Source organism: Streptomyces sp. NPDC127038, assembly GCF_042725875.1.
GTDB lineage: Bacteria > Actinomycetota > Actinomycetes > Streptomycetales > Streptomycetaceae > Streptomyces.
The window spans coordinates 1-24,864 of the sequence record NZ_JBHXDQ010000002.1 but is presented as its reverse complement, the minus strand read 5'-3'; the positions used below and the strand labels follow the sequence as shown (position 1 = coordinate 24,864).

22 protein-coding genes are annotated in these 24,864 nt (G+C 72.7%); 6 read left to right on the top strand and 16 right to left on the bottom strand.

Going from position 1 to position 24,864, the window contains the following annotated elements:
- Positions 1–50 precede the first annotated feature (50 nt).
- Positions 51–557 carry a DUF2231 domain-containing protein gene (locus ACFWI4_RS01585; RefSeq protein WP_387189650.1) on the top strand — a complete coding sequence of 169 codons (507 nt, stop codon included), beginning with the start codon at positions 51–53 and terminating at the stop codon, positions 555–557.
- 30 nt (positions 558–587) lie between these two features.
- On the opposite strand, the gene ACFWI4_RS01580 is transcribed toward ACFWI4_RS01585, so the two are convergent.
- From ACFWI4_RS01580 to ACFWI4_RS01530, 11 genes are all read right to left on the bottom strand, one after another.
- A complete protein-coding gene (locus ACFWI4_RS01580; RefSeq protein ID WP_387189647.1) occupies positions 588–800 on the bottom strand; it encodes a ferredoxin in 213 nt (70 codons plus the stop codon).
- A complete protein-coding gene (locus ACFWI4_RS01575; protein WP_387189645.1) occupies positions 791–2,200 on the bottom strand; it encodes an NADH-ubiquinone oxidoreductase-F iron-sulfur binding region domain-containing protein in 1,410 nt (469 codons plus the stop codon). Before ACFWI4_RS01575 ends, ACFWI4_RS01580 begins: the two co-directional genes overlap by 10 nt.
- Positions 2,201–2,235: 35 nt before the next feature.
- Positions 2,236–2,922: a ferric reductase-like transmembrane domain-containing protein gene (locus ACFWI4_RS01570; RefSeq protein WP_387189643.1), complete on the bottom strand. Its 687-nt coding sequence runs from the start codon at positions 2,920–2,922 to the stop codon at positions 2,236–2,238.
- Positions 2,919–3,884: an FAD:protein FMN transferase gene (locus ACFWI4_RS01565; RefSeq protein ID WP_387189640.1), complete on the bottom strand. Its 966-nt coding sequence runs from the start codon at positions 3,882–3,884 to the stop codon at positions 2,919–2,921. The genes ACFWI4_RS01570 and ACFWI4_RS01565 overlap by 4 nt, the downstream gene beginning before the upstream one ends.
- Positions 3,881–4,255, bottom strand: a complete 375-nt coding sequence (locus ACFWI4_RS01560; RefSeq protein ID WP_387189637.1) for a hypothetical protein — start codon at positions 4,253–4,255, stop codon at positions 3,881–3,883. Before ACFWI4_RS01560 ends, ACFWI4_RS01565 begins: the two co-directional genes overlap by 4 nt.
- 78 nt (positions 4,256–4,333) lie before the next feature.
- Positions 4,334–5,734, bottom strand: a complete 1,401-nt coding sequence (locus ACFWI4_RS01555; RefSeq protein WP_387189635.1) for a sensor histidine kinase — start codon at positions 5,732–5,734, stop codon at positions 4,334–4,336.
- Positions 5,731–6,435 carry a response regulator transcription factor gene (locus tag ACFWI4_RS01550; RefSeq protein ID WP_387189633.1) on the bottom strand — a complete coding sequence of 235 codons (705 nt, stop codon included), beginning with the start codon at positions 6,433–6,435 and terminating at the stop codon, positions 5,731–5,733. Before ACFWI4_RS01550 ends, ACFWI4_RS01555 begins: the two co-directional genes overlap by 4 nt.
- A gap of 94 nt (positions 6,436–6,529) precedes the next feature.
- A complete protein-coding gene (locus ACFWI4_RS01545) occupies positions 6,530–7,414 on the bottom strand; it encodes a universal stress protein (protein ID WP_387189631.1) in 885 nt (294 codons plus the stop codon).
- A gap of 197 nt (positions 7,415–7,611) precedes the next feature.
- Positions 7,612–8,601 carry an Acg family FMN-binding oxidoreductase gene (locus ACFWI4_RS01540; protein WP_387189629.1) on the bottom strand — a complete coding sequence of 330 codons (990 nt, stop codon included), beginning with the start codon at positions 8,599–8,601 and terminating at the stop codon, positions 7,612–7,614.
- Positions 8,602–8,788: 187 nt separating this feature from the next.
- Complete coding sequence (locus tag ACFWI4_RS01535; RefSeq protein WP_387190157.1) at positions 8,789–9,994, bottom strand: homoserine O-acetyltransferase; 1,206 nt, start codon at positions 9,992–9,994, stop codon at positions 8,789–8,791.
- A complete protein-coding gene (locus ACFWI4_RS01530) occupies positions 9,991–11,352 on the bottom strand; it encodes a bifunctional o-acetylhomoserine/o-acetylserine sulfhydrylase (protein WP_387189627.1) in 1,362 nt (453 codons plus the stop codon). The genes ACFWI4_RS01535 and ACFWI4_RS01530 overlap by 4 nt, the downstream gene beginning before the upstream one ends.
- Before the next feature lie 969 nt (positions 11,353–12,321).
- Here ACFWI4_RS01530 and ACFWI4_RS01525 point away from each other — a divergent pair.
- Genes ACFWI4_RS01525 through ACFWI4_RS01510 form a run of 4 tightly spaced genes read left to right on the top strand, consistent with a single transcriptional unit; the run spans position 12,322 to position 16,408 of the window.
- Positions 12,322–13,212 carry an ABC transporter permease gene (locus tag ACFWI4_RS01525; RefSeq protein WP_387189625.1) on the top strand — a complete coding sequence of 297 codons (891 nt, stop codon included), beginning with the start codon at positions 12,322–12,324 and terminating at the stop codon, positions 13,210–13,212.
- Entirely contained in the window at positions 13,209–13,940 is a 732-nt protein-coding gene (locus ACFWI4_RS01520) for an ABC transporter ATP-binding protein (RefSeq protein WP_387189622.1), read from the top strand. Before ACFWI4_RS01525 ends, ACFWI4_RS01520 begins: the two co-directional genes overlap by 4 nt.
- Before the next feature lie 43 nt (positions 13,941–13,983).
- Complete coding sequence (locus ACFWI4_RS01515) at positions 13,984–15,036, top strand: aliphatic sulfonate ABC transporter substrate-binding protein (protein WP_387189620.1); 1,053 nt, start codon at positions 13,984–13,986, stop codon at positions 15,034–15,036.
- A gap of 43 nt (positions 15,037–15,079) precedes the next feature.
- Complete coding sequence (locus tag ACFWI4_RS01510; RefSeq protein WP_387189618.1) at positions 15,080–16,408, top strand: LLM class flavin-dependent oxidoreductase; 1,329 nt, start codon at positions 15,080–15,082, stop codon at positions 16,406–16,408.
- A 105-nt stretch (positions 16,409–16,513) separates the two neighbouring features.
- Here the strand turns inward: ACFWI4_RS01510 and ACFWI4_RS01505 are convergent, their stop codons facing one another.
- Positions 16,514–17,500, bottom strand: a complete 987-nt coding sequence (locus tag ACFWI4_RS01505; protein WP_387189616.1) for a LuxR C-terminal-related transcriptional regulator — start codon at positions 17,498–17,500, stop codon at positions 16,514–16,516.
- Positions 17,501–17,661: 161 nt separating this feature from the next.
- Between ACFWI4_RS01505 and ACFWI4_RS01500 the strand changes: the two genes are divergently transcribed.
- On the top strand, positions 17,662–17,943 hold the full coding sequence (locus tag ACFWI4_RS01500; protein WP_387189614.1) for a hypothetical protein: 282 nt from the start codon (positions 17,662–17,664) through the stop codon (positions 17,941–17,943).
- Positions 17,944–17,996: 53 nt separating this feature from the next.
- Here ACFWI4_RS01500 and ACFWI4_RS01495 read toward each other — a convergent pair whose 3' ends face one another.
- From ACFWI4_RS01495 to ACFWI4_RS01480, 4 genes are read right to left on the bottom strand one after another with little or no spacing between them, the layout of a single operon-like run.
- Positions 17,997–19,835 carry a S9 family peptidase gene (locus tag ACFWI4_RS01495; protein WP_387189611.1) on the bottom strand — a complete coding sequence of 613 codons (1,839 nt, stop codon included), beginning with the start codon at positions 19,833–19,835 and terminating at the stop codon, positions 17,997–17,999.
- Positions 19,836–19,851: 16 nt separating this feature from the next.
- Positions 19,852–22,065, bottom strand: a complete 2,214-nt coding sequence (locus ACFWI4_RS01490; protein ID WP_387189609.1) for a prolyl oligopeptidase family protein — start codon at positions 22,063–22,065, stop codon at positions 19,852–19,854.
- Between the two features lie 59 nt (positions 22,066–22,124).
- A complete protein-coding gene (locus ACFWI4_RS01485) occupies positions 22,125–22,781 on the bottom strand; it encodes a DUF5825 family protein (RefSeq protein ID WP_387189608.1) in 657 nt (218 codons plus the stop codon).
- Positions 22,782–22,820: 39 nt separating this feature from the next.
- Entirely contained in the window at positions 22,821–24,716 is a 1,896-nt protein-coding gene (locus tag ACFWI4_RS01480; RefSeq protein ID WP_387189606.1) for a RiPP maturation radical SAM C-methyltransferase, read from the bottom strand.
- Positions 24,717–24,864 lie beyond the last annotated feature (148 nt).

The following is a 24,864-nucleotide window of genomic DNA, read 5'->3' as shown; positions in this document are numbered from 1 at the left end:
GGCGCGGCTGATCAAGACCGTGAGGTCCCACCGTTTTGAAGGAGTTGTCGATGAGCCTGGTCAACGGCCTGCCCGCGCACGTACTGCTGGTGCATTTCGTCATCGTTCTCGTACCGCTGACCGCGCTGGCTCTCGTCGTCTGCGCGATATGGCCCAAGGCCGCCCAGCGCCTGGGCATCGTGCTGCCGGTGTTCGCCTTCGTCACCCTGGCGAGCGTGCCGCTCGCCACGAACGCGGGTGAATGGCTGGAGCGGCACGTCGAGAGCGACGCGCTGGTGCGCCGTCACGCCGAGCTCGGTGACGGCCTTCTTCCCTGGGCCGGGGGCCTGTTCGTCCTGGCACTCGCCATCTGGTGGGCGCTCGGCCGCGCCGCGTCCGGCGCCTCGGACGGTGCCCGCCGCCCCGCCACGCTGGTGCGGGTCGCGGCCGCGGTGCTGTCGCTGGTGGTGGCGGCCGGTGCCGTCGTGGACGTCTACCGCATCGGTGACTCGGGGGCGAAGGCGGCCTGGCACGACGGCTTCTCCAAGACGGCCTCGCACGGAGGCGACCAGGGCTGACCCACGGCCCGCGCGACCGGCGGCGGGACCCTATCCGCCGTCCATGTGCAGGGCCAGGCGCGGGCAGGCGGCGACGGCCCGCCGGGCGTGGCCGCGCAGCCGGTCGGGGACGGTGCTCTCGTCGAGAACGGGGTAACCCCACTCGTCGAGGCCGATCAGCTCGGGGAGCAGTTCGGCGCACAGTCCCCGGCCGGTACAGGCCACGCGGTCGACGCGCAGGGTCCGGTCAGGGGTCATCGCCATGTCTCCGGGGGTGTGGCGGGCGGTACGGGGATCCGCGGCGGCTCGTACGCCGCGGGGCAGGTGCCCTGCGTCAGATGGCGGTCGACGTCGTCGGCGAAGGCGAGCAGCGCGGAGGCGGCCAGCCGGGCGGCCCCGTCCGGGTGGCCGCAGGCCCCGCGCCCGGAGAGCAGACCCGTCCGATGGCGCAGGCGGGACAGCAGTTCCTCGTCGGCCCGGCCGTCGGCCAGCGCGGCGAAGTCCTCTGCCACGGCGGGCAGTCCGTACCGGCAGGGGCCGCACTGGCGGGCGCTCTGGGCGGCGAGATAGCCGAGCACACGGGCCGTCTCACGGAGCCCGCAGGCCGGGCGGGGGAGGGCGATGAGGACACCGGCGCCCGGCGCGGCCCCCAGCGGAGCCAGTTCGCGGCGCGCCAGAGGGGTCCGGAGGTGCTCGGCCCGGAGCCAGGTTCCACCGAAGCCGCCGAGCAGGACCGCCCGGAGGGGCTCGGCCGGGCCTCCCGCACGGTCGAGGACGGTGGCGATCGGGGTACCGAGCGCGGCTTCCAGGACACCGGGGGCGGTCACCGCGCCGGAGACGGTCAGGAGTGTGGTGCCGGGTTCCTCCGGGGTGCCGGTGCGCCGGAACCACTCGGGTCCGTAGCGGGCGACGAGGGCGAGATGGGCGAGCGTCTCGGCGTTCTGGACGAGGGTGGGGCGGCGGGCCACACCGCGCTCGTGGCTGCGCGGCGGGTTCCCCGTCGGCAGGGCCGGACCCCCGTTCAGCCAGCGGACGAGCGAGGTCGACTCGCTGGAGACGTAGCCGTGGGGCAGGGCGTGCAGACGTATCCGGACAGGGTCCGGGCGGGCACGTCGTCGTTCCTCCACGGCCGCTTCGAGTTCCCGCTGCTGGACGGGGCGGGTGCGGGGCAGACACACATGGATCGTGTCCGCTCCGACCGCGGCGGCGGCGAGGACGGCACCGTCGAGCACCAGATGGGGTGCGACCGCGAGGAGGAACCGGTCCTTGCGGCTTCCCGGTTCGCTCTCCATGGCGTTGACGACGAGTACGGGCCGGCGGCGGCCCGCGGCGACGGCCCGCAGTTTCCGGGCGGTGGGGAAACCGGCTCCGCCGCGTCCGGTGAGCCCGGCCGCCTCGACGGCCTCCACCAGCGGCGGCGTCGTACGTCCGCCTGCAACCGTGGCGACGGGGGGCGGTCCGTGGCGTCGCAGGTGATCCGTCAGGCCGGCGGGCCGGCCGGTGGCGTACCAACCCGCCAACAGACGTGCGGCGGGGTCGTCCGGCCCGGGCACACGGCGGGCGGCCGCGGAAACGGCCGGGGCCGCGAAGCCCGCCGAGGCCGCGGAGACCTCAGGTACCGCGCAGCCCGTCGGGACCGCGAAGTCCGCCGGGACAGCGGACACCGTCGCGGCTCCGGAGGCCGGCGTGGCCGAGGGGTTCACCGTCCGCCCCCGGACAGGAGGGCGGCCGCGGCGGCGCGATGGGCCCAGCCCGGCTGGAGCGGCCCGGCCGCCAGGAACGCCGTCAGCGCCACCGGCACCGCCGTCGCGGCGGCCGCACCCACCAGGCGTCCGGGCACCCGTCCCGGACCGGCCTTCGCCAGACGCCACCACACGGCCGAGACCACCGCCGCCAGGCACACGGCGTAGATCCACAGCTGGACCGGTCCGCGGGTGTCTGTGCCGGTCGCGACGCCGTGGAAGAGCGCGAACGGCCAGGCGGCGTAGGCGAGATGGTGCACCGCCTTCCAGCGGCGCACCCCGAGCCGGACCCGTACCGCGCTCGTGACGAGCACCGCGAGGAGCAGGTCGAAGGCGATCGTGCCCAGCCCGAGCCACAGCGGCCGGTACGAGGCCCCGAACGGGACCACGGTGACCGCCCACCCCAGGTGCACGAACGGATCGAGGACCATCGTCACCACGTGCACGACGAGGAACACCAGGGTGAGCAGGGACAGATCGCGGTGCAGCAGCCCGAGCTCGAAACGGCCGATCCGGCGGGGCGCGGACCGCCCGCCGGAGGCGATGCCGAGCACCACGGTCGCGGTGAGCAGGACCAGCGACATCGTTCCGCCGGCACGGCCCGCGTACCACAGGGGGCTGCCGGTCAGGGCGAGGACCGTCATCGCGGACCTCCCGAGCCGGGCGCCGGGAGGTCGGGCGGCCAGCCGCCGACGCGTACGACCGTGCCGTCGGGACCGACCAGACGGGCGGGAAGGCCGGTCGTGCGCAGCCAGGGCAGCGCCCGCTCGCCGAGCACGACCGCGGCCGTACTGGCCGTGTTGGCGTCCACGCAGGTGGCCGCCGCGACGGTGACCGTGCGCCACACGACCGCGGCCGGCTCCCCGGTGGCCGGGTCGACGATGTGATGGAGGACGCGTCCGCCACGCCGCCAGCTGCGCACCCGGACACCCGAGGTCGCCAACGCCCCTCCGCCGACCGTCACGGCGGGGCACCGCTCCGTCGCGGACTCGGCGTGGTCGTCGGCGAGGGCGATGTGCCAACCGCCCCGCGGCGCGGGTCCGGCCGTGGCCAGGTCGCCGCCGAGGTTGACCAGGACGCCGCAGCCGCCGGCCGCGGCGGCGAGCCTCGCGGCACGGTCGGAGGCGAGCGCCTTGGCCGTCGCGCCCAGGTCGAGACCGGTGTGCGGCGGCAGGCACAGCCGCCGGGTGCGAGGGTCCCACCCGACCCGTCGCCAGCCGGGCGCGGGCCGGCCCACGGGTACGGAGCGGGTGTCGTCGGGGCGCACGGAGGCGAGGGTGCGGTCGTAGCCGAGCGCGATCACCGCGCGGCCCACGGTCGGGTCCACTGCGCCGCCGGTGATCCGGGCGGCTTGCAGGGCGGCCCGGAGCGCTTCGGCGAAACGCTCGCTGACGGTCGTCGGGGCGCCCGCGCCCACATTGACGCGGGTGAGTTCCGAGTCCGGGCGGAAGCGGCTGCACGCAAGGTCGACGGCTCGGAGCTCGTCGCGCAGCACGGCCTCCGCCACCGGCAGCGCGTCCGGGTCGGTGACGAGGAGTTCGGCGGTGGTGCCCAGGGCGGGAAAGGCGATCCGTGCGGGCGGGGGTGCGGTCGTGCGCGTGGTCATGACGCCCCCGTCGTCGTGTGCGGCTGCTGGGCGGAGGGCGTGGGCGGCCGGGCCGGGGGCTGCGGTGCCGAGGGCGCGGCGGGGGCCGCGCCCTCGTCGTCGTTCCCCTCGTCGTGCTCACCGGCGGTGGTGGCGGACGAGGTGGGGGCCGGCGTCACGTTCCCGGCGGACGGGGCCGCGGCGGGCGGCGGTGCTGCCGGACCGCCTGGCAGCAGGTGGGTGTAGAGACCGCCCAGGGCCGCCGCGCCGGCCACCGCGGTGGCGGCCGCCCACCGGGTGGTACGGCGGCTGCGGCGCAGCCCGCGATCGCGGGCGAGCGGGGAAGGTGCCGACGAGGGTGTCGGCCGGAAGGCGTCGGGTGAGGATGCCATGGCGGGGCTCCCGGAGGTTCGGCGGCCGGATCGGCTGTGCGCATCTCCAGGCTGTGCCCGCGGTTCCCGGGAACGCGCTCAGGACTTCTTCGGAACCGGTAAAGATCTCGGTCCGCCGCCCCGCTCGCGTCCGGGCTCCGGCCACAGCGGCAGGTCCAGTGCGACGGTCAGGCCGCCGCCGGGAGTGTCCTCCAGCCGGGCGCCGCCGCCGTTGACGGTGACCAGCCGGTGGACGATGGCGAGGCCCAGGCCGGTGCCGCCGGCCTTGCGGCTGCCGAAGCGCCGGAAGGCGGCCGCCTTCGCCTCGGCCGTCATCCCGGGACCGTCGTCCCGCACGTACAGGGTCGCGGTGGTACCGGCCGCACGGTGCCCCAGGACGATGTGCCCGCCGGGTGGCACGGCGTCCACGGCGTTGGCGATCAGGTTGTCGAGGATCTGTTCCAGATGACCTGCCCCCGACGCGACGGTCAGCGCCCCGCCGCCGGGCTCGGCGGTCAGCCGTACGCCGCGCTCCTCGGCCACGGGGGTCCAGGCCGCCACCCGGTCGGCGACCACCTCGTCGGCCCGGACCGCGGTCGCGCTCGGTGTGGCCTGCTCGGCGCGCGCGACCGCCAGCAGTCCGTCCACCAGCCGGGACAGCCGGGCGATCTCCTCCTGGGCGGCGGCCAGTTCCGTGGCGGTCGCGTCGTCCGCGCCGGCGGCCAGGACATCGAGGCGCAGGCGCAGCGCGGCCAGTGGGGTGCGCAGTTGATGGGACACGTCCGCGACCACGGCCCTGTGGCCGTGGACCAGGGCTTCCGTGCGGGCCGCCATGGTGTTGAACGTGGCCGCGAGACGGCGTACTTCGGGGGGACCCGAGGCGACCTCGGCCCGCTCGTCGAGGGTGCCCTCGCCCAGCCGCCGGGTGGAGGCGTCCAGTGCCGACAGCGGGCGGCTCACCCAGCGGGCGAGGCGCACGGACAGCAGCACGGACGCCGCGAGTCCCACCGTCCCGATCACGGCGGACCAGCCCCAGATCGCCGCGACACGGGCATCGAGCGGAGCGGCGGAACGGGCCAGGACCACGGCGCCGGCGGGCCCGCGCACGTCCCCGGCCGGCTCCGCCGTCAGCAGCCGGCCCTCGTTCTCCGGGGGTTCCGGCTCGCGGCCGCGCAGCACGTCCTCCGCCAGTGCCTCCGCTGCCTTCCCCGTAGCCGCCCGGCAGGGAGTACTGGCCACCAGGTGCGCGGAGGCGTCGTACACGGCGGCGCAGTCGCCCCTTCGGGCCGTGGCGGCGAGTTCCTGGTGCAGGGTGGTGGCCGGTCTGCCGTCGGAGAGATGTTCCTCGGCCACCGCGGCGACGACCCGGGTGGCGCCACGCTGGTTGTCGCCGTAGGAGACACGCTCACGAGCCGTCAGTGACGCCGCCAGCGGTATCACCGCCAGCGCCAGCAGCAGGGAGGTCAGGACCACGAGCGTCCAGGCGATCCTGCGGGTCACGGTCGCTCCCCGGCGGCCGTGACCGTCCCGAGCCGGAAGCCGTGCCCGTAGACGGTCTCGATCAGTCCCGGCGCTCCGAGCTTGCGCCGCAGCGCGGCGACGTGGACGTCCAGGACCTTCGTGGGTCCGTACCAGTGGGCGTCCCAGGCCCGCTCCAGGATCTGCCGCCGGCTGACCACGCGGCCCGGATCGGCGGCGAGGCACTCCAGAATGCCGAACTCCTTGGGAGTCAGCGCCACCCCACGTCCGTCGACCGACACCTGCCGGGTACGCAGGTCCAGTTCCAGCGGCCCGTGCCGGACGGTCTCCGGCCCGGCCGGGCGGCGTCGGCGCAGGACCGCCCGGATTCTCGCGAGCAGTTCGGCCAGCCCGAACGGTTTCACCAGATAGTCGTCCGCCCCCTGGTCGAGGGCCACCACCCGGTCCGCCTCCTCGCCGCGCGCGGTGACCGCGATGATCGCGGCGTCCGACCGGGCACGCAGTCTGCGGCACACCTCGACGCCGTCGATGTCCGGCAGTCCGAGATCCAGCAGGACGACGTCGGGGGTGGCGGCCGCCAGCGCGGCTCCACCGGTGCGTACGTCCTCGACGGCGTAGCCGGCCTGCCGCAGTCCGCGCGCCAGCGACTCCGCGATGCCCCGGTCGTCCTCCACGACCAGCACCCGCGTCTCCTCGTCCGCGCCGGTGGTCCGAGTGTTCATGGGCGAACCGCCTCCCGTGGGCCGGGACCGACGGGACGGATCCGTCGTCCGGCCCTCTGTCCCGTCGGGGACCTGGTGGCGCCGCGTCGGGCGATCAGGCCGCTTTCGGGGCGACGTTCGGTACGACCGCCACCGGGCACGCGGCGTGATGCAGCAGGGTGTGGCTCACGCGGCCGAGCTGGAACCCGAAGCGGCCGGACCTGCGACGCGCTCCGAGGACCACGAGGTCGGCGGCGGCCGAGCGATCGACCAGGACCTTGCGCGCGGCGCCCTCGACCGTCGTGCGGCGCAGCCTCACGTCCGGGTGGGCGGCGGACGCGTCGAGGACGAGGTCCTCGATGAGCGCGGCGGCCTCCTTCTCGTGCTGATGTTCCGGATCGTCGGCCGGTGCGTCGTCCGTCCCTTTCCGCGCCGGGCATCGCCAGGTCCGGACCACATCCAGCTCACAGCCGCGGGCCTCGGCCTCCCGGAACGCGAACGCGACCGCGTCCCGGCAGGTGTCGGGGTCACCGGCACCGAGCAGGACGCGCTCGTGCGATCCGGCCAGGGCCGTCCTGTCGCCCCTGACCACGATGACCGGGCAGTCCGCGCGCGCGGCGACGGCCAGGCTCACGGAGCCGAGCAGCGTGCCCTTCAGTTCTCCCCTGCCGCGCGAACCGGTGATCAGGGCGGTGGCGCCGTGGGCTTCGTCCAGGAGAGCGGAGACGGCCTCGGCGGCCGCCGTCGCCGTGGAGACGTCCAGACCGGGGTCGATCCGGCGGGCCCGTTCCGCCGCCGAGGCGACGATGTGCTCCGCCAGCACCTGTTCGGAGGAGCGTTCGCGGGTCAGCGTCGGCAACGATCCCTCGTAGCGCTCCCACAGGGACGCGTGGACCAGCCGCAGGGGAAGCCCCCTACGTGTGGCCAGATCCACCGCCCAGTCGATGGCCAGGAGGCTGCCGTCCGATCCGTCGACGCCCACGACGAGGGGGAGTGTCATGAGGTCCACCGCCTTCTCTCTCGTCCGCTCATGCGCGGGAGGGGGTGTCACCTCCCACGGTGCCCTTGGCGAGGGGCGGGCGGCATGGGCCGTTCAGCCCTGGATCCCGGCTTTCAGCCCTTTCGCGCACCGAGGCCGGTGACGCCGACCGGCCGACCGCGTCGGGGCGTGACGGTGCCGGTCCGCGCGTGACCGTGTCAGAGGAAGCCGAGCACGTCCGTCACCGGTCGCCGGGGGCTCGCCGCGCCCTCGGGGCCGTGGCCGATGCGGATCACCATCTGGACGTGCGCCATGGCGGAGACCGGGTCGCGGACGGCCCACCGGATGTCCTGCCACTCCAGCGGCTGGGAGGTGATGGAGGCGACCAGGCCGTCCGTGGTCGCCTGCAGGAGGACCCGTTCCAGGGCCTGGCCCGCGCGCAGCCAGTCCACGGGCTCGTCGCGGGCCGTCCCGAGCAGGGCGATGTTCGGGTTCTTCTCGAAGGCCGTCCTGTCGCGGCCCGGCATCGGACGGCCGACGGCGAAATCGCGTATCGGGGCGGAAGTGCCGCGCTGCCGCGGTCCGAAGGCCTCGGCGGGGATGCCGTCCGCCGCCGCGCCGACGGCCGACGGCTCCGTACGGGTCCAGCGCACCGTCTCCGCGCGTACCCCCGGATCGACCGCTTCCGAGTCCTCGGCGTCCCGGATCAGATCGAGGATCGCCCGTACGTGCCAGGCGTCGGGGAAGAAGAGTTCCGCCCCTTCGAGTCGGGCGGCCTCGGACAGCTGTTCTCTCGTGGCGACGGGGAGCTCCTGGTCGCGGAAGGGGAGGCGGCTGGAGTGCCGACGCCGGATCGAGGGGGCCAGCCCCGCGAGCGTGTCACCGGGCGGCCCGGTTCCGGACAGCCGCACCTCGGCGAGGAGATCCGGGGAGGCGGGATCGGGGAGCAGCAGCACCTCCGGGGTCAGCCCGGCCGCCGCGGCGGACACCCGCAGATTGAACAGTGCCGCGCCGCAGCCCATGTGCAGACCCCGGTTCTCCGGATCCGTGTGCGGAAGCGCGCGCTCCGGGTCGGCGTACAGCCGGACGACACCGGTCTCCCGCACGCAGCGGAACACCCAGGGCTGGGCGTTGTGCAGCGAGGGTGCGGCGACGGCGTCCGTCACGAGCTCCGTGATCGTGTCGGTGTCGAGGGGTTCGGTGTTCACGGTGGCTTCCCTTCGTGCGGCTCCTCGGCCCACGGCCCGGTGTCAGGACCGGTGGCCCCCGCCGGGCGGACGCTTCGTCCGCGGGAGCGCCGCGCACGGTCCCGTGACCGGTGGGTCCCGCCACCGTCCGGCAGCGGTTCGCCAGCGCTCACTCCTGTTCCCAGTCTCGGACGGTCGCGGGGCAGGGTCATAGGCCGAAGGTCCCTGGTGGACCGGTTTCCGGCCCCGGGAGCGGGGAGGCGCGGCCCGGGGGGAGGAGTTCGCCCACCAGGGCCGCGACCTGCTCCACCTCGATGAGGAATCCGTCGTGGCCGTACGGCGACTCGATCAGCCGGAGACCGTCGGCGGCCGGGATGCCCGCCGCCAGTTCCGCCTGCTGGGCCGGCGGGTAGAGGCGGTCGGAGCCGACCCCGGCGACGAGGGTGGGAGCGGTCACCCGGCGCAGCGCGGCGCGCACACCTCCGCGCCCCCGGCCGACGTCATGGCTGTTCATCGCCTCGGACAGCACGACGTAGCTGCCCGCGTCGAAGCGGCGCACCAGCTTGTCGGCGTGATGGCCCAGGTAGGACGCGACCTGGTACCGGCCGCCGTTCCAGGGATCCTCCGAGCCCTGCGGCGTACGGCCGAACCGGGTGTCGAGTTCCGGCTCGCTGCGGTAGGTGACCTGGGCGATCCGCCGGGCCAGACCGAGTCCGGTCAGGGGACCGCGGCCGGTGTCGTGGTAGTTGCCTCCGAGCCAGTTCGGGTCGGAGCGGATGGCGTGCAGCTGGATGTCGGCCCAGGCGATCTGCTCGGCGCTCGCCGAAGCGGTCGTGGCGAGCAGCAGGAGCGCACCGGTCCGCTCCGGATACGACACGGCCCACTCCAGCGCCCGCATCCCGCCCATCGAACCGCCGACCACCAGCGCCCACCGTCCGATGCCGAGAGCGTCGGCGAGACCGGCCTCGGCCGTCACCTGGTCGCGCTGTGTCAGGAAGGGGAAGCCACCGCCCCAGCGGCGCCCGTCGGGTCCGGGCGACGAGGGACCGGTACTGCCCTGGCAGCCGCCCAGGACGTTCGGCGCCACCACGAACCAGCGGTCCGGGTCCAGGGCGCGTCCCGGTCCGACCAGCCCGTCCCACCAGCCGGGGGTCGGGTGACCGGCCCCGGCGGGCCCGGCGACATGGCTGTCGCCGGTGAGGGCGTGCAGGACGAGGACCGCGTTGGACGCGTCCGGCGCGAGCCGTCCCCAGGTCTCGAACGCGAGCCGTGCACCGGGCAGTTGGCCTCCCGCCTCCAGCGAGAGCGGTTCTTCGTGGCGGTACCACCGGCGACGCCCCGCGGGATCCCCCTCCCGCCAGGCACCCGTGGCCGGCGGAAGGGGCTCCTGATGGGTCGTCAACACGGTGTTCAGGAGGCGCCCTTGGCGGCCCGGAAGCCCGCCTCCAGGTCCGCCTTGAGGTCGGCGAGGTTCTCGATGCCCACCGACAGACGCACCAGGCCGGGGGAGGTGCCCGTCGCCGCGAGCTGTTCGTCGTCGAGCTGGCTGTGGGTGGTGGACGCCGGATGGATGATCAGGCTGCGTACGTCGCCGATGTTGGCGAGATGGCTGAACAGCTCGACCGCGTCGACGAACCGCTTGCCCGCCTCCACGCCGTCCCGCAGCTCGAAGGAGACCACGGCACCGGCGCCGCGCGGCAGGTACTTCCGGCCCGCCTCGTACCAGTCGCTGGACGGGAGACCCGGATAGTGGACGGCGGCGACCTCGTCCCGCCGCTCCAGCCATTCGGCGAGCGCGAGGGCGTTCGCCGAGTGCCGCTCGATGCGCAGGCTCAGCGTCTCCACGCCCTGGAGCAGCAGGAAGCTGGAGTGCGGGGAGAGTGCAGGGCCGAGGTCGCGCAGCAGCTGGACCCGGAGCTTGACGGCGAAGGCGCCCGGGCCGAGGGCCGGCCAGTACCGCAGCCCGTGATAGCTCGGGTCCGGCTCGGTGAAGTCCGGGAACCGGTCGGGGTGTGCCCCGAAGTCGAAGGTGCCGCCGTCGACGACCACGCCCGCGATGGTGGTGCCGTGCCCGCCGAGGAACTTGGTCGCCGAGTGCACCACGATGTCCGCGCCGTGCTCAAGGGGCCGCAGCAGATAGGGAGTCGGGACGGTGTTGTCCACGATCAGCGGCACCCCCTCGGCGTGCGCGACGTCCGCGACCGCCCGCACGTCGAGCACGTTGCCGCGCGGATTGCCCAGCGTCTCCGCGAACAGCGCCTTGGTGTTCGGCCGGATCGCCGCGCGCCAGGCCTCGGCGTCGTCGGGGTCGTCGACGAAGGAGACCTCGATGCCCAGCCTGGGGAGCGTGTGCCGGAACAGGTTGTACGTGCCGCCGTACAGCGACGTGCTGGAGACGACATGGTCGCCCGACCGCGCGAGCGTCAGGATGGCCAGGGTCTCCGCCGCCTGCCCGGAGGCGAGCGCGACGGCCGCGACTCCGCCCTCCAGTGCGGCGATCCGCTGCTCGAAGACATCCTGGGTGGGGTTGTGGATGCGCGTGTAGATGTTGCCGGGCTCGGCCAGCGAGAACAGGTCGGCCGCGTGCCGGGTGTCGCGGAACACGAACGACGTCGTCTGGTAGATCGGCGTCGCCCGGGCGCCGGTGGTCGGATCGGGCGCCGCCCCGGCGTGGATCTGCCTGGTCTCGAAGGACCATGCCGAGGTGTCAGGTCCCGGGGGTGTCTCTTCCGGGGTGTGGCCGGCGGTGACGGAGTCGATGGGCTGGCTCATGGTGGCGCTCCTTGTAAGGAGGGTGGCGAAGGGAGGGCGCGGGAAGCACGGCGACGCGAACCACCGCCCGTACGGTGGCGGCGGTGCTCGGCGCGGCGAGGTGAACGCGGCGAGGTGAACGCGGTGGTGGGAAAGGGCGTGCCGAGACGGGCGCGGTGAAGGGGTTCTCAGCGCGAAGCGGTGAAGCAACCGCTGGTCAGAGGCCCGAGCGTGGTGTCAGCTCGCGGCGGGACAACCGGTGGTGGTGACACGCACGTAATCGACGTGGCGGCGGGTCACGAGCACGGTCATGACCCCAGATAACCACATGGCGGCGTCACGAACCAGCCGGACCGGCGTGTTTCGTCGGGCGCTCCCGGCAGACGGAGAAGCTCACCTGTCCGCGATGCAAGACCGTGGTCCGAATTCCTTGACCGCCGCCGGGACCGTCTGCTGAACTCCCGTCCCATGAACCCGCGCGTGGACCTGACCCGGCGGCGCCACATCGATCTGGCGCATGTCGCCAGTGCGTTTTGTTGTCGCTGACCCGGTAGTCGTTCCCGGCAGCCACCGCGCACCCGCTGTGCCCCGTCGTCGCTGACGTGGTGTCAAGCAACCTCTGCAGCAAGGCTGTTCCACGGGAACAACCACGCCCGCCTCTCGAACCGGCGCGTTCGCGACCTCACCGCTCACTCCCGTACGCCCGGCGCGGTCGGAGACCGCCGCGCCTGGAGCGGCGGTCGGCCGCGTACGCCTTCGGCGTGACCGCGACGCATGTCCGGGCCCTGTCCGTCCGGACCCTTGTCCGTCCCGCCCTGGTTCCTGTTCCACCTCGGTTCCTGTCCCGGCCCGGTTGCCGTCCCGCCCCGGTTCCTGTCCCGGCCTCGTGCCGGTCATGGACCTGGTCGGCCGGCCCGTGGCCGGTGCTTCGCCGTCGCTCCGTTCCTCAGCACACGGTGGTATCCCCGCCTTCCCGAGAAGGACCTCCCCATGACCCTGTCCCTCCATGAACCCACCGGCCGCGCCGGCCCGTCGGCCGATGCGGTGGGCGAGCGTGAACGCGAAGTGTTCCTGCCGCGCGACGCCCGCCGTCCCACTGCGCTCGGCGCACTCCGCGAGCGCCTGCGCTGGCCGCTCGGCATCTACACCACCCCCGTCGTGATCCTCCTCGCCTGGGAACTGCTCGCCCGGGCCGGGATCCTGACCAGGACCTACGCCCCGGCGCCGACCTCGATCGTGAAGTCCGCCGTCGACCTGTGGCGGCAGGGAGTGCTCGGGCCCGACCTGGCCATCTCGTTGCAGCGGGCCGGTATCGGTCTCGCGATCGGTCTGACGGCGGGCATCGTCGCCGGAGTGCTCGGCGGGCTCCTGCGCAGCGGCGAATACCTGTTCAACGGCCTCGTCCAGGTGCTCAACACGATCCCCCTCCTGGCGGTGCTGCCGCTGATGATCGTGTGGTTCGGCATCGACGAACTGACGAAGGTGCTGCTGATCTCCTTCGGCGCCGGCGTCCCCATGTATCTCAACCTCTTCGCCGCGATCCGCGGTGTCGACCAGCGGTTGATCGAGATGGCCCGCACGACCGGAGCGGGCACCTGGCGCCTGGTGACGCGCGTGCTCGTGCCCGGGTCCCTCCCCGGCTTCCTGGTCGGGCTGCGCTTCTCCCTCGCCTACAGCGTCCTCGGTCTCGTCGCCGCCGAAACGGTCAACGCCGACAAGGGACTTGGCTTCCTGATCACCCAGGGACAGACCTACCTCCAGACCAACCAGGTCTTCGTGGGGCTGGTCATCTACTCCCTCCTCGGCCTGCTGGCCGACCAGTTCGTCCGGGCTCTCGAGCGGGTGCTGCTGCGGTGGCGCCCCGGATTTGAGGCGTCATGAGCAGCACAGCCACGACCGGCCTCCGCCGCAGGACCGGCGTCGTCGCCGAACGGGTCGTCCGGCGGTTCGGTGACCGGGTGGTGCTCGACCACCTCGATCTCACCGTCGACGAAGGGGAGTTGGTGATCCTCCTCGGTCCCTCGGGCTGCGGCAAGAGCACCCTCCTGCGGCTGCTCGCGGGACTGGACCGGCCCGACGGCGGACGGGTCGAGGTCCCGGCGAAGCGGGCCGTCGTCTTCCAGGCCGACCGGCTGCTGCCCTGGCAGCGGGTCCTGCCCAACGTCACCCTCGGCCTGCACGGACCCGACGCCGACCAGCGGGCCCGCGACGTACTCGCCGAGGTCGGACTCCCGGGACGCGAGAAGGCATGGCCCAAGGAGCTCTCCGGCGGTGAGGCCCAGCGCGTGTCGCTGGCCAGAGCCCTCGTCTCGGAGCCCGAACTCGTCCTGCTCGACGAGCCGTTCGCCGCCCTCGACGCCATCACACGGCTGCGCATGCACGACCTCGTACGCGCCCTGCGGACCCGGCACCAGGCGGCCATGCTGCTCGTCACCCACGACATCGACGAGGCGATCGCCCTGGCGGACCGCATCCTCGTGATGAGCGACGGCCGCATCGGCACCTCGCACGAGGTCCACCTCTCCGCCGCGGACCGCGAAGCGAGCCTCGCACGCGAGGAACTCCGCGCCCGCCTCCTCGACGACCTCGGCCTCGCCGGGCAGCACTGACCCCCGAACACTCCCTCCAGCACAGAGAGCACAGGACAATCCCATGCGCAACGCCATCAGCAGGCTCGTCATCGCCGCCGGTCCACTCGCCCTCGCGGGCTCGCTCGTCGCCTGCGGATCCTCCTCGGACACCACGGCGCCGCTGAGCAACGCCGGCAACGCGAGCAGCGCCGAGCACCCCGAGTGGAGCAAGTACACCTTCACGATCGGGGACAACGGCGGTGACGGCAGCCAGGCCCTGGCGAAACTGACCGGTGTCTTCGACAGCGCGCCCTACAAGGTGAGGTTCGCCCGCTTCACCTACGGACCACCACTCGTGCAGGCCGCGGCTTCGGGGGACATAGACCTGGGCAGCGTCGGTGACGTACCGCCGATCACCGGCGCCGCCAAGGAGTACGGGTTCAAGATCGTCGCCGTGAACCGGTCGCTCACGCCCGACCAGGCCGTGGAGAACATCATCGTCCCGAAGGGCTCGAAGCTCAGGACGGCGGCCGACCTCAAGGGCAAGCGGATCGCCGTTCCGCAGGGCAGCTCCGCCCACGGGCTGGCCCTGAACGCGCTGAAGAGCGCCGGGCTCGGCCCGAAGGACGCCAAACTGGTCTTCCTCGACCCGGCCGCCGCCGCGACCGCGTTCAACACGGGCAAGGTGGACGCCTGGTCGATCTGGAACCCGCAGTCGGCGATCGCGGTCAAGAACGGTGCGCGGATCCTGGTCAAGGGCCTCCCGCCGATCGACCAGACGAGCAGCTACTACGTCGCGAGCGACACGTCGCTGAAGGACAGGACCAAGCGCGCCGCCCTCACCGACGTCCTCAAGCGGCTCGCCCGCGAGTACGCCTGGGCGATCAAGCACCCCGATCAGTACGCGAAGGCACTCTCGCAGGAACAGGGCATCCCGCTGGCCGACGCCAAGGCGTCCCTGGCCGCCATCGAGAACCGCGTGACCCCGGTCGAGAAGGCGGACATCGCCCTGGAGCAGAAGCTCGCGGACGCCTTCCTCGAAGCGGGCCAGATCACCAAGAAGGTCGACCTCGCGTCCATCACCGACAACCTCCTCCCGGCGGGCTACGACAGTTCCCGGCTGACCTTCGACTGACCCCGCCCCCACCACGTACGCGAAGACGCGAAGGAGACACCCCGTGACCCAGAAGCAGCGCCGGCTCCACCTCAACGCCTTCCTCATGGAAGCCGGCCACCACGAGGCCGCCTGGCGGCTCCCGCACAGCAACCCCCGGGCGGACTTCGACCTGCGGCACTGGATCGAGCTGGCGCGGCTCGCCGAGAGCGCCAAGTTCGACTCCCTGTTCCTGGCGGACGGCCCGGCGCTCACCGGAACCGGCGAGTTCCGGCCGCCCGGCCAGCTCGAACCACTGACGCTGCTGACCGCCCTGTCCCAGGCGACCAGCCGGATCGGTCTCATCGCGACCGTCTCGTCGACGTACAACGAGCCCTACAACCTCGCCCGCCGGCTGGCCTCCGTCGACCACGTCAGCGGCGGCCGGGCCGGCTGGAACATCGTCACCTCGGCAGGGGCGGACGAGGCCGCCAACTTCGGCCTCGACGACCGGCCCGGTCACGCCGAACGGTACGCCCGCGCCGACGAGTTCCTGAAGGTCGCCAAGGGCCTGTGGGACAGCTGGGAGTCCGAGGCCGTCGTGGCCGACCAGGTCGCGGGGCGCTACGCCGACCCCGGGCGGCTGCACCGGCTCGACCACCGGGGCACCTACTTCAAGGTCGCCGGACCGCTCAACGTCGAACGGCCGCCGCAGGGTTACCCGTTGCTCGTCCAGGCCGGTTCGTCCGAGGACGGAAGGGGCTTCGCGGCCCGCCACGCCGAGGCCATCTTCACCGCCCACACCACCTACGAGCGCGCCGCCGCCTTCTACGCCGACATCAAGGCGCGGACCGGCAAGGCCGGGCGGGACCCGGACGGCGTGATCGTCCTGCCCGGCATCGTCCCGTACATCGGGTCGACCGAGGCCGAAGCCCGGGCACTGGCCAGGGAGTTCGACGAACTCCGGATCCCCGAGTACGGACTGCGTCAGCTGGCCGCCGTCTTCGAGACCGAACCCTCGGCCTTCGAACTCGACGCTCCGTTGCCGGACTTCATCCTCGCGAGGCCGAAACTGGAGGGCTCGCAGAGCCGTTCCGACCTGATCATCGATCTCGCGGTACGGGAGCGGCTCACGGTCCGTCAGATCATCTCCCGGCTGGGCGGCGGCCGCGGCCACTTCGAGTTCGTCGGCACGCCCGAGCAGGTCGCGGACACGGTCATCGCCTGGTTCGAGGGAGGAGCGGCCGACGGGTTCAACATCATGGCGCCCGCGCTTCCTTCGGGTCTCGCGGCCTTCATCGAGCACGTCCTGCCGATCCTGCGCGGCAAGGGCCTGTTCCGGGAGGAGTACGAGGGCACGACCCTGCGCGAGCACTACGGGCTTCCCGTGCCGCGGAACCAGTTCCGCTCCTGACCCGCTCCGGCCCGCCGCTCCAGGCCCGGCGCCTCCGGCCCGCCGCGTCGTCCCCGGGCGACGCGGCGGCGCTCCACCCGCTCCACCCGCTCCACCAGGGAAACGCTAGGCCAGCCAGCCCCGTTCGGTGGCCCGGGCGCCGGCCTGGAAGCGGCTCCGGGCGCCGAGGCGTTCCATGAGATCGGCGGTGATGCGGCGGGCCGTGCGCGGGGAGACACCGAGCTTGCGGGCCACGATGGTGTCGGTGTCGCCCTGGGCGAGCAGACGCAGGAGATCGCGCTCCTGGCCGGTGAGGCCGTGGTCGTCGCGCCTGGCGACCGTCCCCAGGGGCTGGGCGCCCGACCAGAGCTGGTCGAAGAAGGCGCTCAGCGCCATGACGGTCGCCTGGCCGCGGATCAGGAGGGCGCCGGCCGAGGAGTTGTCCGGGTCGGCGGGGATGACGGCCAGCTCACGATCGAAGACGATCATGCGGATCGGCAGGGTGGGCAGTGTGCGGACGGCGCCGCCGAGGTCGCTCAGCCACATCGCGTACGCGGTGGTCGGACCGTCGTTGCGCACACTGTCGAGGTAGATGGTCAGGACGGCGACGCCACGTCCGAGGAGTTCGGCGTCGAGATCCCGGCTGGCCTCCATGTTCGCCGCGGTCTGGGCGCCGTCGGGCATGAGGGACAGCACCTCGCGGGTGGTCCTGCGGGTGAGGAACTCGAGCCGGTCACGGATCGCGTCGATCCCGTGGAGCTCCTCGATGTCGGTGTGCGCCTCGGCGGCGATGCTGCGGGCGTGGTCGGCGCTGAAGAGGGCCGCCTTGGCCCGGTTCTCGACGATCTCGGCCTGGCGGCGGACCAGATCGGCCTCCTGATGGGCCAGCAGGGTGTTCACGGCGATGTCGGGCCGGACCGGCCGGAGCGTCTCCGGGTCCTCCCAGGAGGGCCGGAGCAGGGACAGGCGGGCCAGCTGGTCGAGCGCGTTTCGGACATCGTCCTCGGCGCAGTCGAGTTCGGACGCCAGATCGTAGACGCCGCTTCCCGGATGCGTCAGCATGGCTAAGTACACGGCTTCCGTACCGCCGTCGAGACCGAACGCTTCCCACACTGGCCGCTCCCCCCTGAAGAGCCATCCCCGTTCACCGGGCGTTAGTACACCTGTTCCAGTAAGCGCTCTCGGGTGATTCTGGCTGACCATTTGCGGCATGGCAACAAGCGGGCACCGCGCGGGCCTGTCGGACGACCGGAATTCTGACCACGCTCGTAGCTGTGTATCTCATCGTTGCTCAGGTCATCGGCACCGGCGCGACCGCCTCCGTCGGGCGGCTCGGCTCGATCCTGGAGGTGTCGAAGGATCCGGGGGACGGCCTGGAGCACGTCTACGCGCAGGCGATGGACGGCGGAGCCCTGCTCGCCATGTTCTTCGTCGCGCCCGGGCTCGACACCGCGGAACGGACCGCCCGGAAGCTGTGCACCCGGGCGCTGACCACGGCTCCGGGTCTGGACGGCTGTGTGCTGGGCCAGTTGCTGGGGGTCGAGGGAATCCTGTGAGCCCCCGCGCCGGGCTTCGGCGCGGGGGCTCACGGAGCGGGTCCTTCGTCCGGTCAGGTCGCCCCGGCCCCCTGGCGTGCGCCGGGACCACGGCGGCGCAGGTTTCCGACCAGGAAGTAGCCGACGTCCGACCAGGCCTGCAGTTCGTTCTCGCGCTTGGTGAACCCGTGCCCCTCGTCCTCGTACACGTCGTAGCGGACGTCGGTGCCGCGGGCCCGCAGCCGGGCGACGAGCCGGTCGCCCTCGGCCCGCGAGACCCGCCGGTCCTTGGCGCCCTGCACCACGAACAGCGACGCCTCGATCCGGTCGGCGTACGTCATCGGGGAGCGGGCGGTGAGCATGTCCGCGTCCGCGTCCGGGTCCCCGACCCACTCGGCGAGCAGCGGCCGCCAGGTCGCGGGGACCTCGCGCAGGAAGCTGACGAGGTCGGTCGGGCCCATCACCGACACCCCGGCGGCCCAGTACCGCGGCAGCCGGGCCAGACAGCTGAGCGCGGCGAATCCGCCGAAGGAGCCACCGAACACGGCCAGGCGCTCGGGGTCCACCCACGGCACCGCCCGCAGATACAGCGCGGCGTGTTCGAGGTCGCCGAGTTCGCCGCCGCCCCAGTCGCGGTGGATGAGCCGCTGGTAGCCGGTGCCGTAGCCGGTGGAACCACGGACGTTGGGAGCCAGCACGGCGATGCCGTTGGCCAGCAGGTACTGGTAGAGGCCGGCGTAGCGGTACACGGGCCGTTCCTGTTCCTCGGGACCGCCGTGCACCGAGAGCACCACGGGGAACGGCCCGTCGCCGTGCGGCCGGTAGAGGAACGCGGGGACCTCGCGGCCGTCGTGTGTGGGATAGCGGATGACCTCGGGCGCGACCAGGGGCGTCGGGCCGGACGCGGCCGCGGGGCGGTTGTCGGTCAGGTAGCGGAATCCGCCGCGGTCGAGGTCCACGACACAGACCTCCGTCGGCCGGGTGGCGCAGTCGAGCAGGAACGCGAGCGCGCGTCCGTCCGGCGCGGCCGTCAGGCACCGGACCTGTCCGACGGGGACCTCGGGCGCCGGCAGCTCGACGCCGTCCCGGCGCACCCGGATCACGGAACGGCCGTCCTCGTTGACGGCCCAGGCGAGGGTGGAGCCGTCCGCGGAGACGACCGCGCCCTCGACGTCCCACGGCGGGGCCGCGAACGGTTCGGCGGTGTCCCGCACCAAGTCGTGGAAGACCAGAGCGAGATGATCGCGGCCCGCGTCGGTGATCCGGTACAGACCGCTCGAATCCGGCGCCCACGGACCGGGGTTGTGCAACTGACGGCTGTCGTGCGGGGTCAGACACAGCCAGGGGGCGTCGGTCTGCTGGGGATCGAGCAGATAGAGGTCGGTGTCCACGGTGGTGCGCTCGGCACGCACCAGGATCATCTTGCCGTCCGGGGAGAACCCCATGGGCTCGGTCACCTGGCCCTGCCGGGCGGTGAACCGGAGCGGGGTGCCGCCGCCGAGATCGCGTACGACGATGTCCTGGGCCGCGGGATCACGGTCGTTGGCGGCGTACACGAGCTGTGTGCCGTCGGGGGAGAAGGGTTCGACGGCCAGGAAGTGGTCCGCGTCCGCGGAGGTGAGGGACACCGGCTCACCTCCGGCCACCGGAACCACGTACAACTGGCGCAGTTCGCCGCCGTGATGGTCCGCGCTGAACGCGAGCGTGGTGCCGTCGGGGGAGAAGGCCACCTGACGCACCGCGTGGTCGGTGAAGCGGGTCAGCTGCCGCGGGCGGCCGCCGTCCAGCGGGTGCAGCCACACGTTGTACTGGCCGGAGAAGTTGCTGGAACAGGCGAGCCGGGTCCCGTCCGGCGAGAACGCCAGCGTCTCCTGGTACCTGCACAAAGGGGCGTAGGAACGGAAATCGGTCATCAGGGCGGTCCTCCGGTCAGGCCCGTGGTTCGCTGGACGGCTGTTCGAGGTGGGCGGCGTGGAAGGCCAGGGTGTCGGCGCACAGTTCGATCGCGAGCGACAGCGCCCGCGCGCCGTGCCCGACACCGGCCTCCCGGCGGTAGAGCACGGGCCTGCGGCCGGTGCCCGCGTGCTGCAGGGCGGCGGCGAGCTTGCGGGCGTGCAGCGGATCGACGCGCGTGTCGCCGTCGAAGACGGTGAACAGCACGGCCGGGTAGTCGGTGCCCTCGGTCACCCGGTGGTACGGGGAGTACGAGAGCAGCCAGTCGAACTGCTCGGGGTCGGCGGCCGAGCCGTACTCCAGCGCCCAGGTGGCGCCGAGCCCGAACTGTTCGTAGCGCACCATGTCGAGCAGCGGCGCCGAACACACCACCGACCCGTATTTCTCGGGGTGTTGAGTGAGGGCCGCGCCGACCAGCAGTCCGCCGTTGGAGCCGCCGTGGATGCCGAGCCGGTCCGGTGTGGTCCAGCCGTTGGCGGTGAGCCAGTCGGCCGCGGCGTGGAAGTCGTCGTACACGTTCTGCTTGTTCTCCAGCATGCCGGCGCGGTGCCAGCGCTCGCCCTCCTCGCCGCCGCCCCGGATGTTGGCGACCGCGTACACCCCGCCGGACTCGACCCAGGCGAGCATCGGGGCGGAGTAGCCGGGGGCGAGGGAGACGCCGAACCCTCCGTAGCCGTTGAGGACCGTGGGCCGTGGCCGGTCGGGACCGCTGGTCGGGCCCGCGGCGGTGGCGGGGGCGATGACGAACATCCGCACGGTGGTGCCGTCGGCCGAGGAGTAGCAGACCTGACGGGTGGTGACCGCCGGGACGTTGACCAGCCCCGGCGCCGCGGCCCAGCGCCGCACCTGACCGCTGCGCCCGTCGTAGCAGTACACCCCGCGGGGCGTGGTGAAGTCGGTGTAGCCGAACCACGCCTGGTGTCCGCCCTCGGGGCGGGTGGCCAGGGTGCTGGCCGAGCCGAGCCCGGGCATCGGGACGGTGTCCTCCAGGTGCCCGCTGTCCAGGTCGTGCACGGTGATCTCGCTGACCGCGTGCCGGGTCCACCGGGTCAGCAGCAGCGGCCGGGACATGAGCGGGCCGTCGAGGACCGTGTAGTCCTCCAGGACGGCCTCGGGGTCCTGCGGGATCAGGTCGCGCCAGTTCTCGTACGACAGGTCGCCTGCCGTGGTGACACATATGCGGCCCTGCGGCGCGTCCCGGTCGGTGCACAGATAGACCCGGTCCTCGTGCGGGGTGCCCGGGCGGCCGAACCGCACCTGCGTGAAGGCGTCCTCACCCTCCTGCAGGGCGCGGAAACGCGGGCTGTCCAGCCGCGCGTCCCGTTCGGTCTCGTCGCCCCCGTCCTCCCACAGATCGGCGATCCACAGGTCGTTGCGGGGCGCGGTTCCGGTGGAGGAGCTGACGGTCAGCCAGCGGCCGCCGAGCGACACCGCCGCGTTGTAGTAGTTCCGCTTGTCCCGGCCGTCGCCGAAGATCAGCCGGTCCTCGGCGGGGTCGGTGCCCACCCGGTGCAGCCACACCCTGCGGTGGTACTGCGCCTCGCCCTCGGGCACCAGGGCGGGATCCAGCTTGCGCACGTAGTAGTAGGCACGGCCGCCGGGCACCCAGGCGACCGAGGAGTAGCGCAGCCGGTCGATCGGGCCGTCCACGATCTCCCCGGTGTCCACCCGCATCACCCGCAGCACCGACTCCTCGGTGCCGCCGGTCGAGAGCTGGTAGGCGAGCAGGTCGCCCTCCTGGGACGGCTGGTAGGCGTCCAGGGTGGTGCGGCCCGTCGGGTCGGCGAGCATCGGGTCGACGAGCACGCGTTCCGTGCCGTCGGCCTCGGTCACCAGCAGGACGGCGTGCTCCTGCCCGGCCGAACGCCGCATGAAGAACTGCCGCTCACCGCGCCAGGCCGGGGCGGACACCCAGCCCGCCGCCAGCAGGTCCCGCATCGCGTCCCGCATCCGGGGCAGCGCCGTCATGCCCTCGCGGTGCTCGGCGAACAGCCGGTCCTGCTGGTCGGCCCACTTCGTGGTGCGGGGGTCCTCGGGGTCCTCCAGCCAGCGGTAGGGGTCGGCGACCTCCCGGCCGTGCAGAACCTCCACGAGGTCGAGCCGGGGGGCCGCGGGATAGGGGCGATCGATCCGCTCGGGGCCGGAGCGCCTCGGGCGGGGCCGGGAGATGGTCACATGGATGCTGTCCACGGTCAGCGGTCCTGTCTGTCGGGCCCGGCCGCCGCGGACTGGGGCGGCCGGGGCGGGGGTCAGACCACGGTCGACGGGAAGGGCCAGCGGCGGACCCGGTAGGGCAGCCACCACTTCAGGTCACCGACGGTCCCCAGCAGATCCTCGGCCTCGAAGTCCGCGAGCACTCCGGGCGCCACGGATGCCGGCGGGGCACCGGTCGACAGGGCGGCCACCGCGTCGAGTTCGTCGGTACGGTCCAGCGTCAGGCACTCCAGCCGGCCGCGTCTGCGGTCCCGCACCTGGAGGAAGCCCGGGCCCTGCCGGTACACGCACTTGCACACATAGAACTTCGCCGTCCACTCGCGCAGGGCCTCCGCCGCCCCGGGCACACCGGTGAGTTCGGCCGGCGGGTACAGATGGCACAGCGACCGCCAGGCGTCCGGGCCGGCCGAGCCGTCCAGGCCGAGCCGCCAGTCCACGACGATGCCGTGGCCGGTGAGCTCGCGCACCAGCGTCAGCGCCCGTACGGTCTCGCGCGGAGCCCGGGACGACGCCGGCTCGACCGGCTCCCGCAGCTCGGCGCGCCGGGCCCCGCCCTCGAACGCCCGGGCGGCCTGGGCGGCGGCGTCGTCGGCGGCAGGAGCGGAGCCGAGCCACATACCGGGCGCACGGCGGGCGGCCGGCTCGTACTCCCGCCAGAACCCCACCGTCGGCGGGGCCACTTGGGTGGTCACGATGAACTACCTCCTTGGGGTGAGGGCCGGTCCGCCGCGCTACGCGGGAAGCAGCTCGGGGGTCTCGGCGCCGTGCCTGCGGCCCCGGCCGTCGTGCTCGCGGGCGATGCGGAGCACTTCCTGGTTGCGCGCCTCCGCCGCGATCTGCACATAGGTGCCGCTCTCGGTGAAGACCAGGCCCAACCGCCGCCACCTCGCCAGCAGTTCGCCGATCCGCTCCGGATCCGCGGACAGTTTCCTGGCCAGCGCCGCGGGGCTGTGCGGCTGTCCGAGCAGCCGGAACGCGGACAGCTCCAGGGGATCCTCCAGCCGCAGCACCGTCCAGTCGAAGCCGTTCCGGCGGCTGACCAGGGTGATGGCGTCACCGAGGTCGCAGAAGGTCAGCCTGCTGTAGGGGTAGGCGTGCTTCCACGTCTCGAGCGCGGCCTCCAGGCGGTCGGCGGAGGCCTTGCCGATCCCTTGCGGGGGTGAGCTGAACAGATAGGCCAGCTCCGCGAGTTCGGACTCCGGCAGGTCGTAGATGAGGGAGTACTGCGGGTCCGGGTGGCGTTCGGCGAAACCCCGCTCGGGCTGGTTGAAGTAGGGGCTGAACCGTTCGATGGCGATGCGGCTGCTGCCGCCGGCCGGATACAGGTGGTGCAGGGCCGGCATCTGGGCGATGACGTCGTCGTAGTCGGCGTCGCTCTCCCCGGGGAAGCCGAACAGGTAGTTCCACGAGACCGTCAGTCCGTGGGTCTCCGCGTCCCGCATCATGCGCACGTTGTGGCAGCCGGTGACGCCCTTGTCCATCAGCTTGAGGACACGGCTGTTGAGGCTCTCGATGCCCGGCTGGACGTGCATGAGGCCGGCCTCGGCCAGGACACCGATCTGTTCGTAGCGCATGTTGGACTTGATCTCGTACTGCACCCGCAGGTCGTAGCCCGCCTCGACGATCCGGGGCAGCACCGACTTCACGTAGGCCATGTCGAGGATGTTGTCGACGACGAAGATGTCGAGGACCTGGTGGCGCCTGACCAGGTCCACCAGTTCGTCGAAGAACTTCCCGGGGCTCTTGCTGCGGAACTCCATGAACGAGCCGTTCAGCCCGCAGAAGGTGCAGTGGTGCTTCTCGCCCCACCAGCAGCCCCGCGCACCCTCCAGGACCAGCTTCGGCTCGACCCAGCCGCATGCCTTCGACGCGTACAGCCGCTCGAAGTAGCCGTCGTAGTCCGGGCTTTCGATGTCGCCTGGCGGGAGGGGGCGGGCGCTCATGGCGTTGGCGACGGCCCGTCCCTCCTCGTCGCGCCAGCACAGGCCCGGGACGGCGGAGGGGGCTTCACCGTCCCGGAGCGCGGTCAGGAACTGCGGGAAGGCGGCCTCGCCCTCGCCGCGCACGACGTAGTCGACGAAGTCGAAGTTCCGGTGCAGCGCGGCACCTTGCTCCCCGTCGCAGTTGGCCCCGCCGAAGATCGTGACCGTGCCCGGTACCAGACGCTTGATGTGCCGGGCGGCGGCGAGCGCGGCGGCGTTCTGCTGGAACGTGGAGGTGAAGCCGACCACGTCGGGGGCCAGATCGGCGATCCGCCGGGCCAGCTCGGTGACGAACAGCGGCGCCAGCGCGTGCAGTTCCTCCGACAGCGCCAGCTCGGACTCCGACATTCCGGGTCCCAGTCGTTCCCTGAACTCGTCCAGCCGCCACTCGGGGTCGTCGTAGAGCGCCGAGGAGAACACCCAGTCGCCGCAGCCCTTGAAGTAGCTCACCAGGGAGTAGTAGTAATAGTCGCGCCCATGGAATTCGACCCGCTCGGTGATCCAGTCGACGAAGTCGAGATTCGCGTGCAGAACGTCGATCTCCACGTCGGGCATGGTTTTGGCGACACGATTCCTGAGGATTCCCAGGGCGAGTGAGGGAACCTCGATCGGCGCCCACGGCATATTGACCAGCAGAACACGCACAGCAGTTTCACTCCCTGGAATAGGTAGGACTGCGGGGCCCGCCCGGCGCGCCGCCGGGCGCCCCCCCCCCAGGCCGCCCCCCCCGCCCAAACCGCCCCCGGTTGGAAAATTGAACCCCGCGGTGTGTTGTGGCAGGGGAACCACCAAC

Coding starts and splice junctions, on each gene's coding strand:
- ACFWI4_RS01585 (WP_387189650.1), top strand. CDS start 51: ATGAGCCTGGTCAACGGCCTGCCCGCGCACGTACTGCTGGTGCATTTC.
- ACFWI4_RS01580 (WP_387189647.1), bottom strand. CDS start 800: ATGGCGATGACCCCTGACCGGACCCTGCGCGTCGACCGCGTGGCCTGT.
- ACFWI4_RS01570 (WP_387189643.1), bottom strand. CDS start 2,922: ATGACGGTCCTCGCCCTGACCGGCAGCCCCCTGTGGTACGCGGGCCGT.
- ACFWI4_RS01565 (WP_387189640.1), bottom strand. CDS start 3,884: ATGACCACGCGCACGACCGCACCCCCGCCCGCACGGATCGCCTTTCCC.
- ACFWI4_RS01560 (WP_387189637.1), bottom strand. CDS start 4,255: ATGGCATCCTCACCCGACGCCTTCCGGCCGACACCCTCGTCGGCACCT.
- ACFWI4_RS01550 (WP_387189633.1), bottom strand. CDS start 6,435: ATGAACACTCGGACCACCGGCGCGGACGAGGAGACGCGGGTGCTGGTC.
- ACFWI4_RS01545 (WP_387189631.1), bottom strand. CDS start 7,414: ATGACACTCCCCCTCGTCGTGGGCGTCGACGGATCGGACGGCAGCCTC.
- ACFWI4_RS01530 (WP_387189627.1), bottom strand. CDS start 11,352: ATGAGCCAGCCCATCGACTCCGTCACCGCCGGCCACACCCCGGAAGAG.
- ACFWI4_RS01525 (WP_387189625.1), top strand. CDS start 12,322: ATGACCCTGTCCCTCCATGAACCCACCGGCCGCGCCGGCCCGTCGGCC.
- ACFWI4_RS01520 (WP_387189622.1), top strand. CDS start 13,209: ATGAGCAGCACAGCCACGACCGGCCTCCGCCGCAGGACCGGCGTCGTC.
- ACFWI4_RS01515 (WP_387189620.1), top strand. CDS start 13,984: ATGCGCAACGCCATCAGCAGGCTCGTCATCGCCGCCGGTCCACTCGCC.
- ACFWI4_RS01495 (WP_387189611.1), bottom strand. CDS start 19,835: ATGACCGATTTCCGTTCCTACGCCCCTTTGTGCAGGTACCAGGAGACG.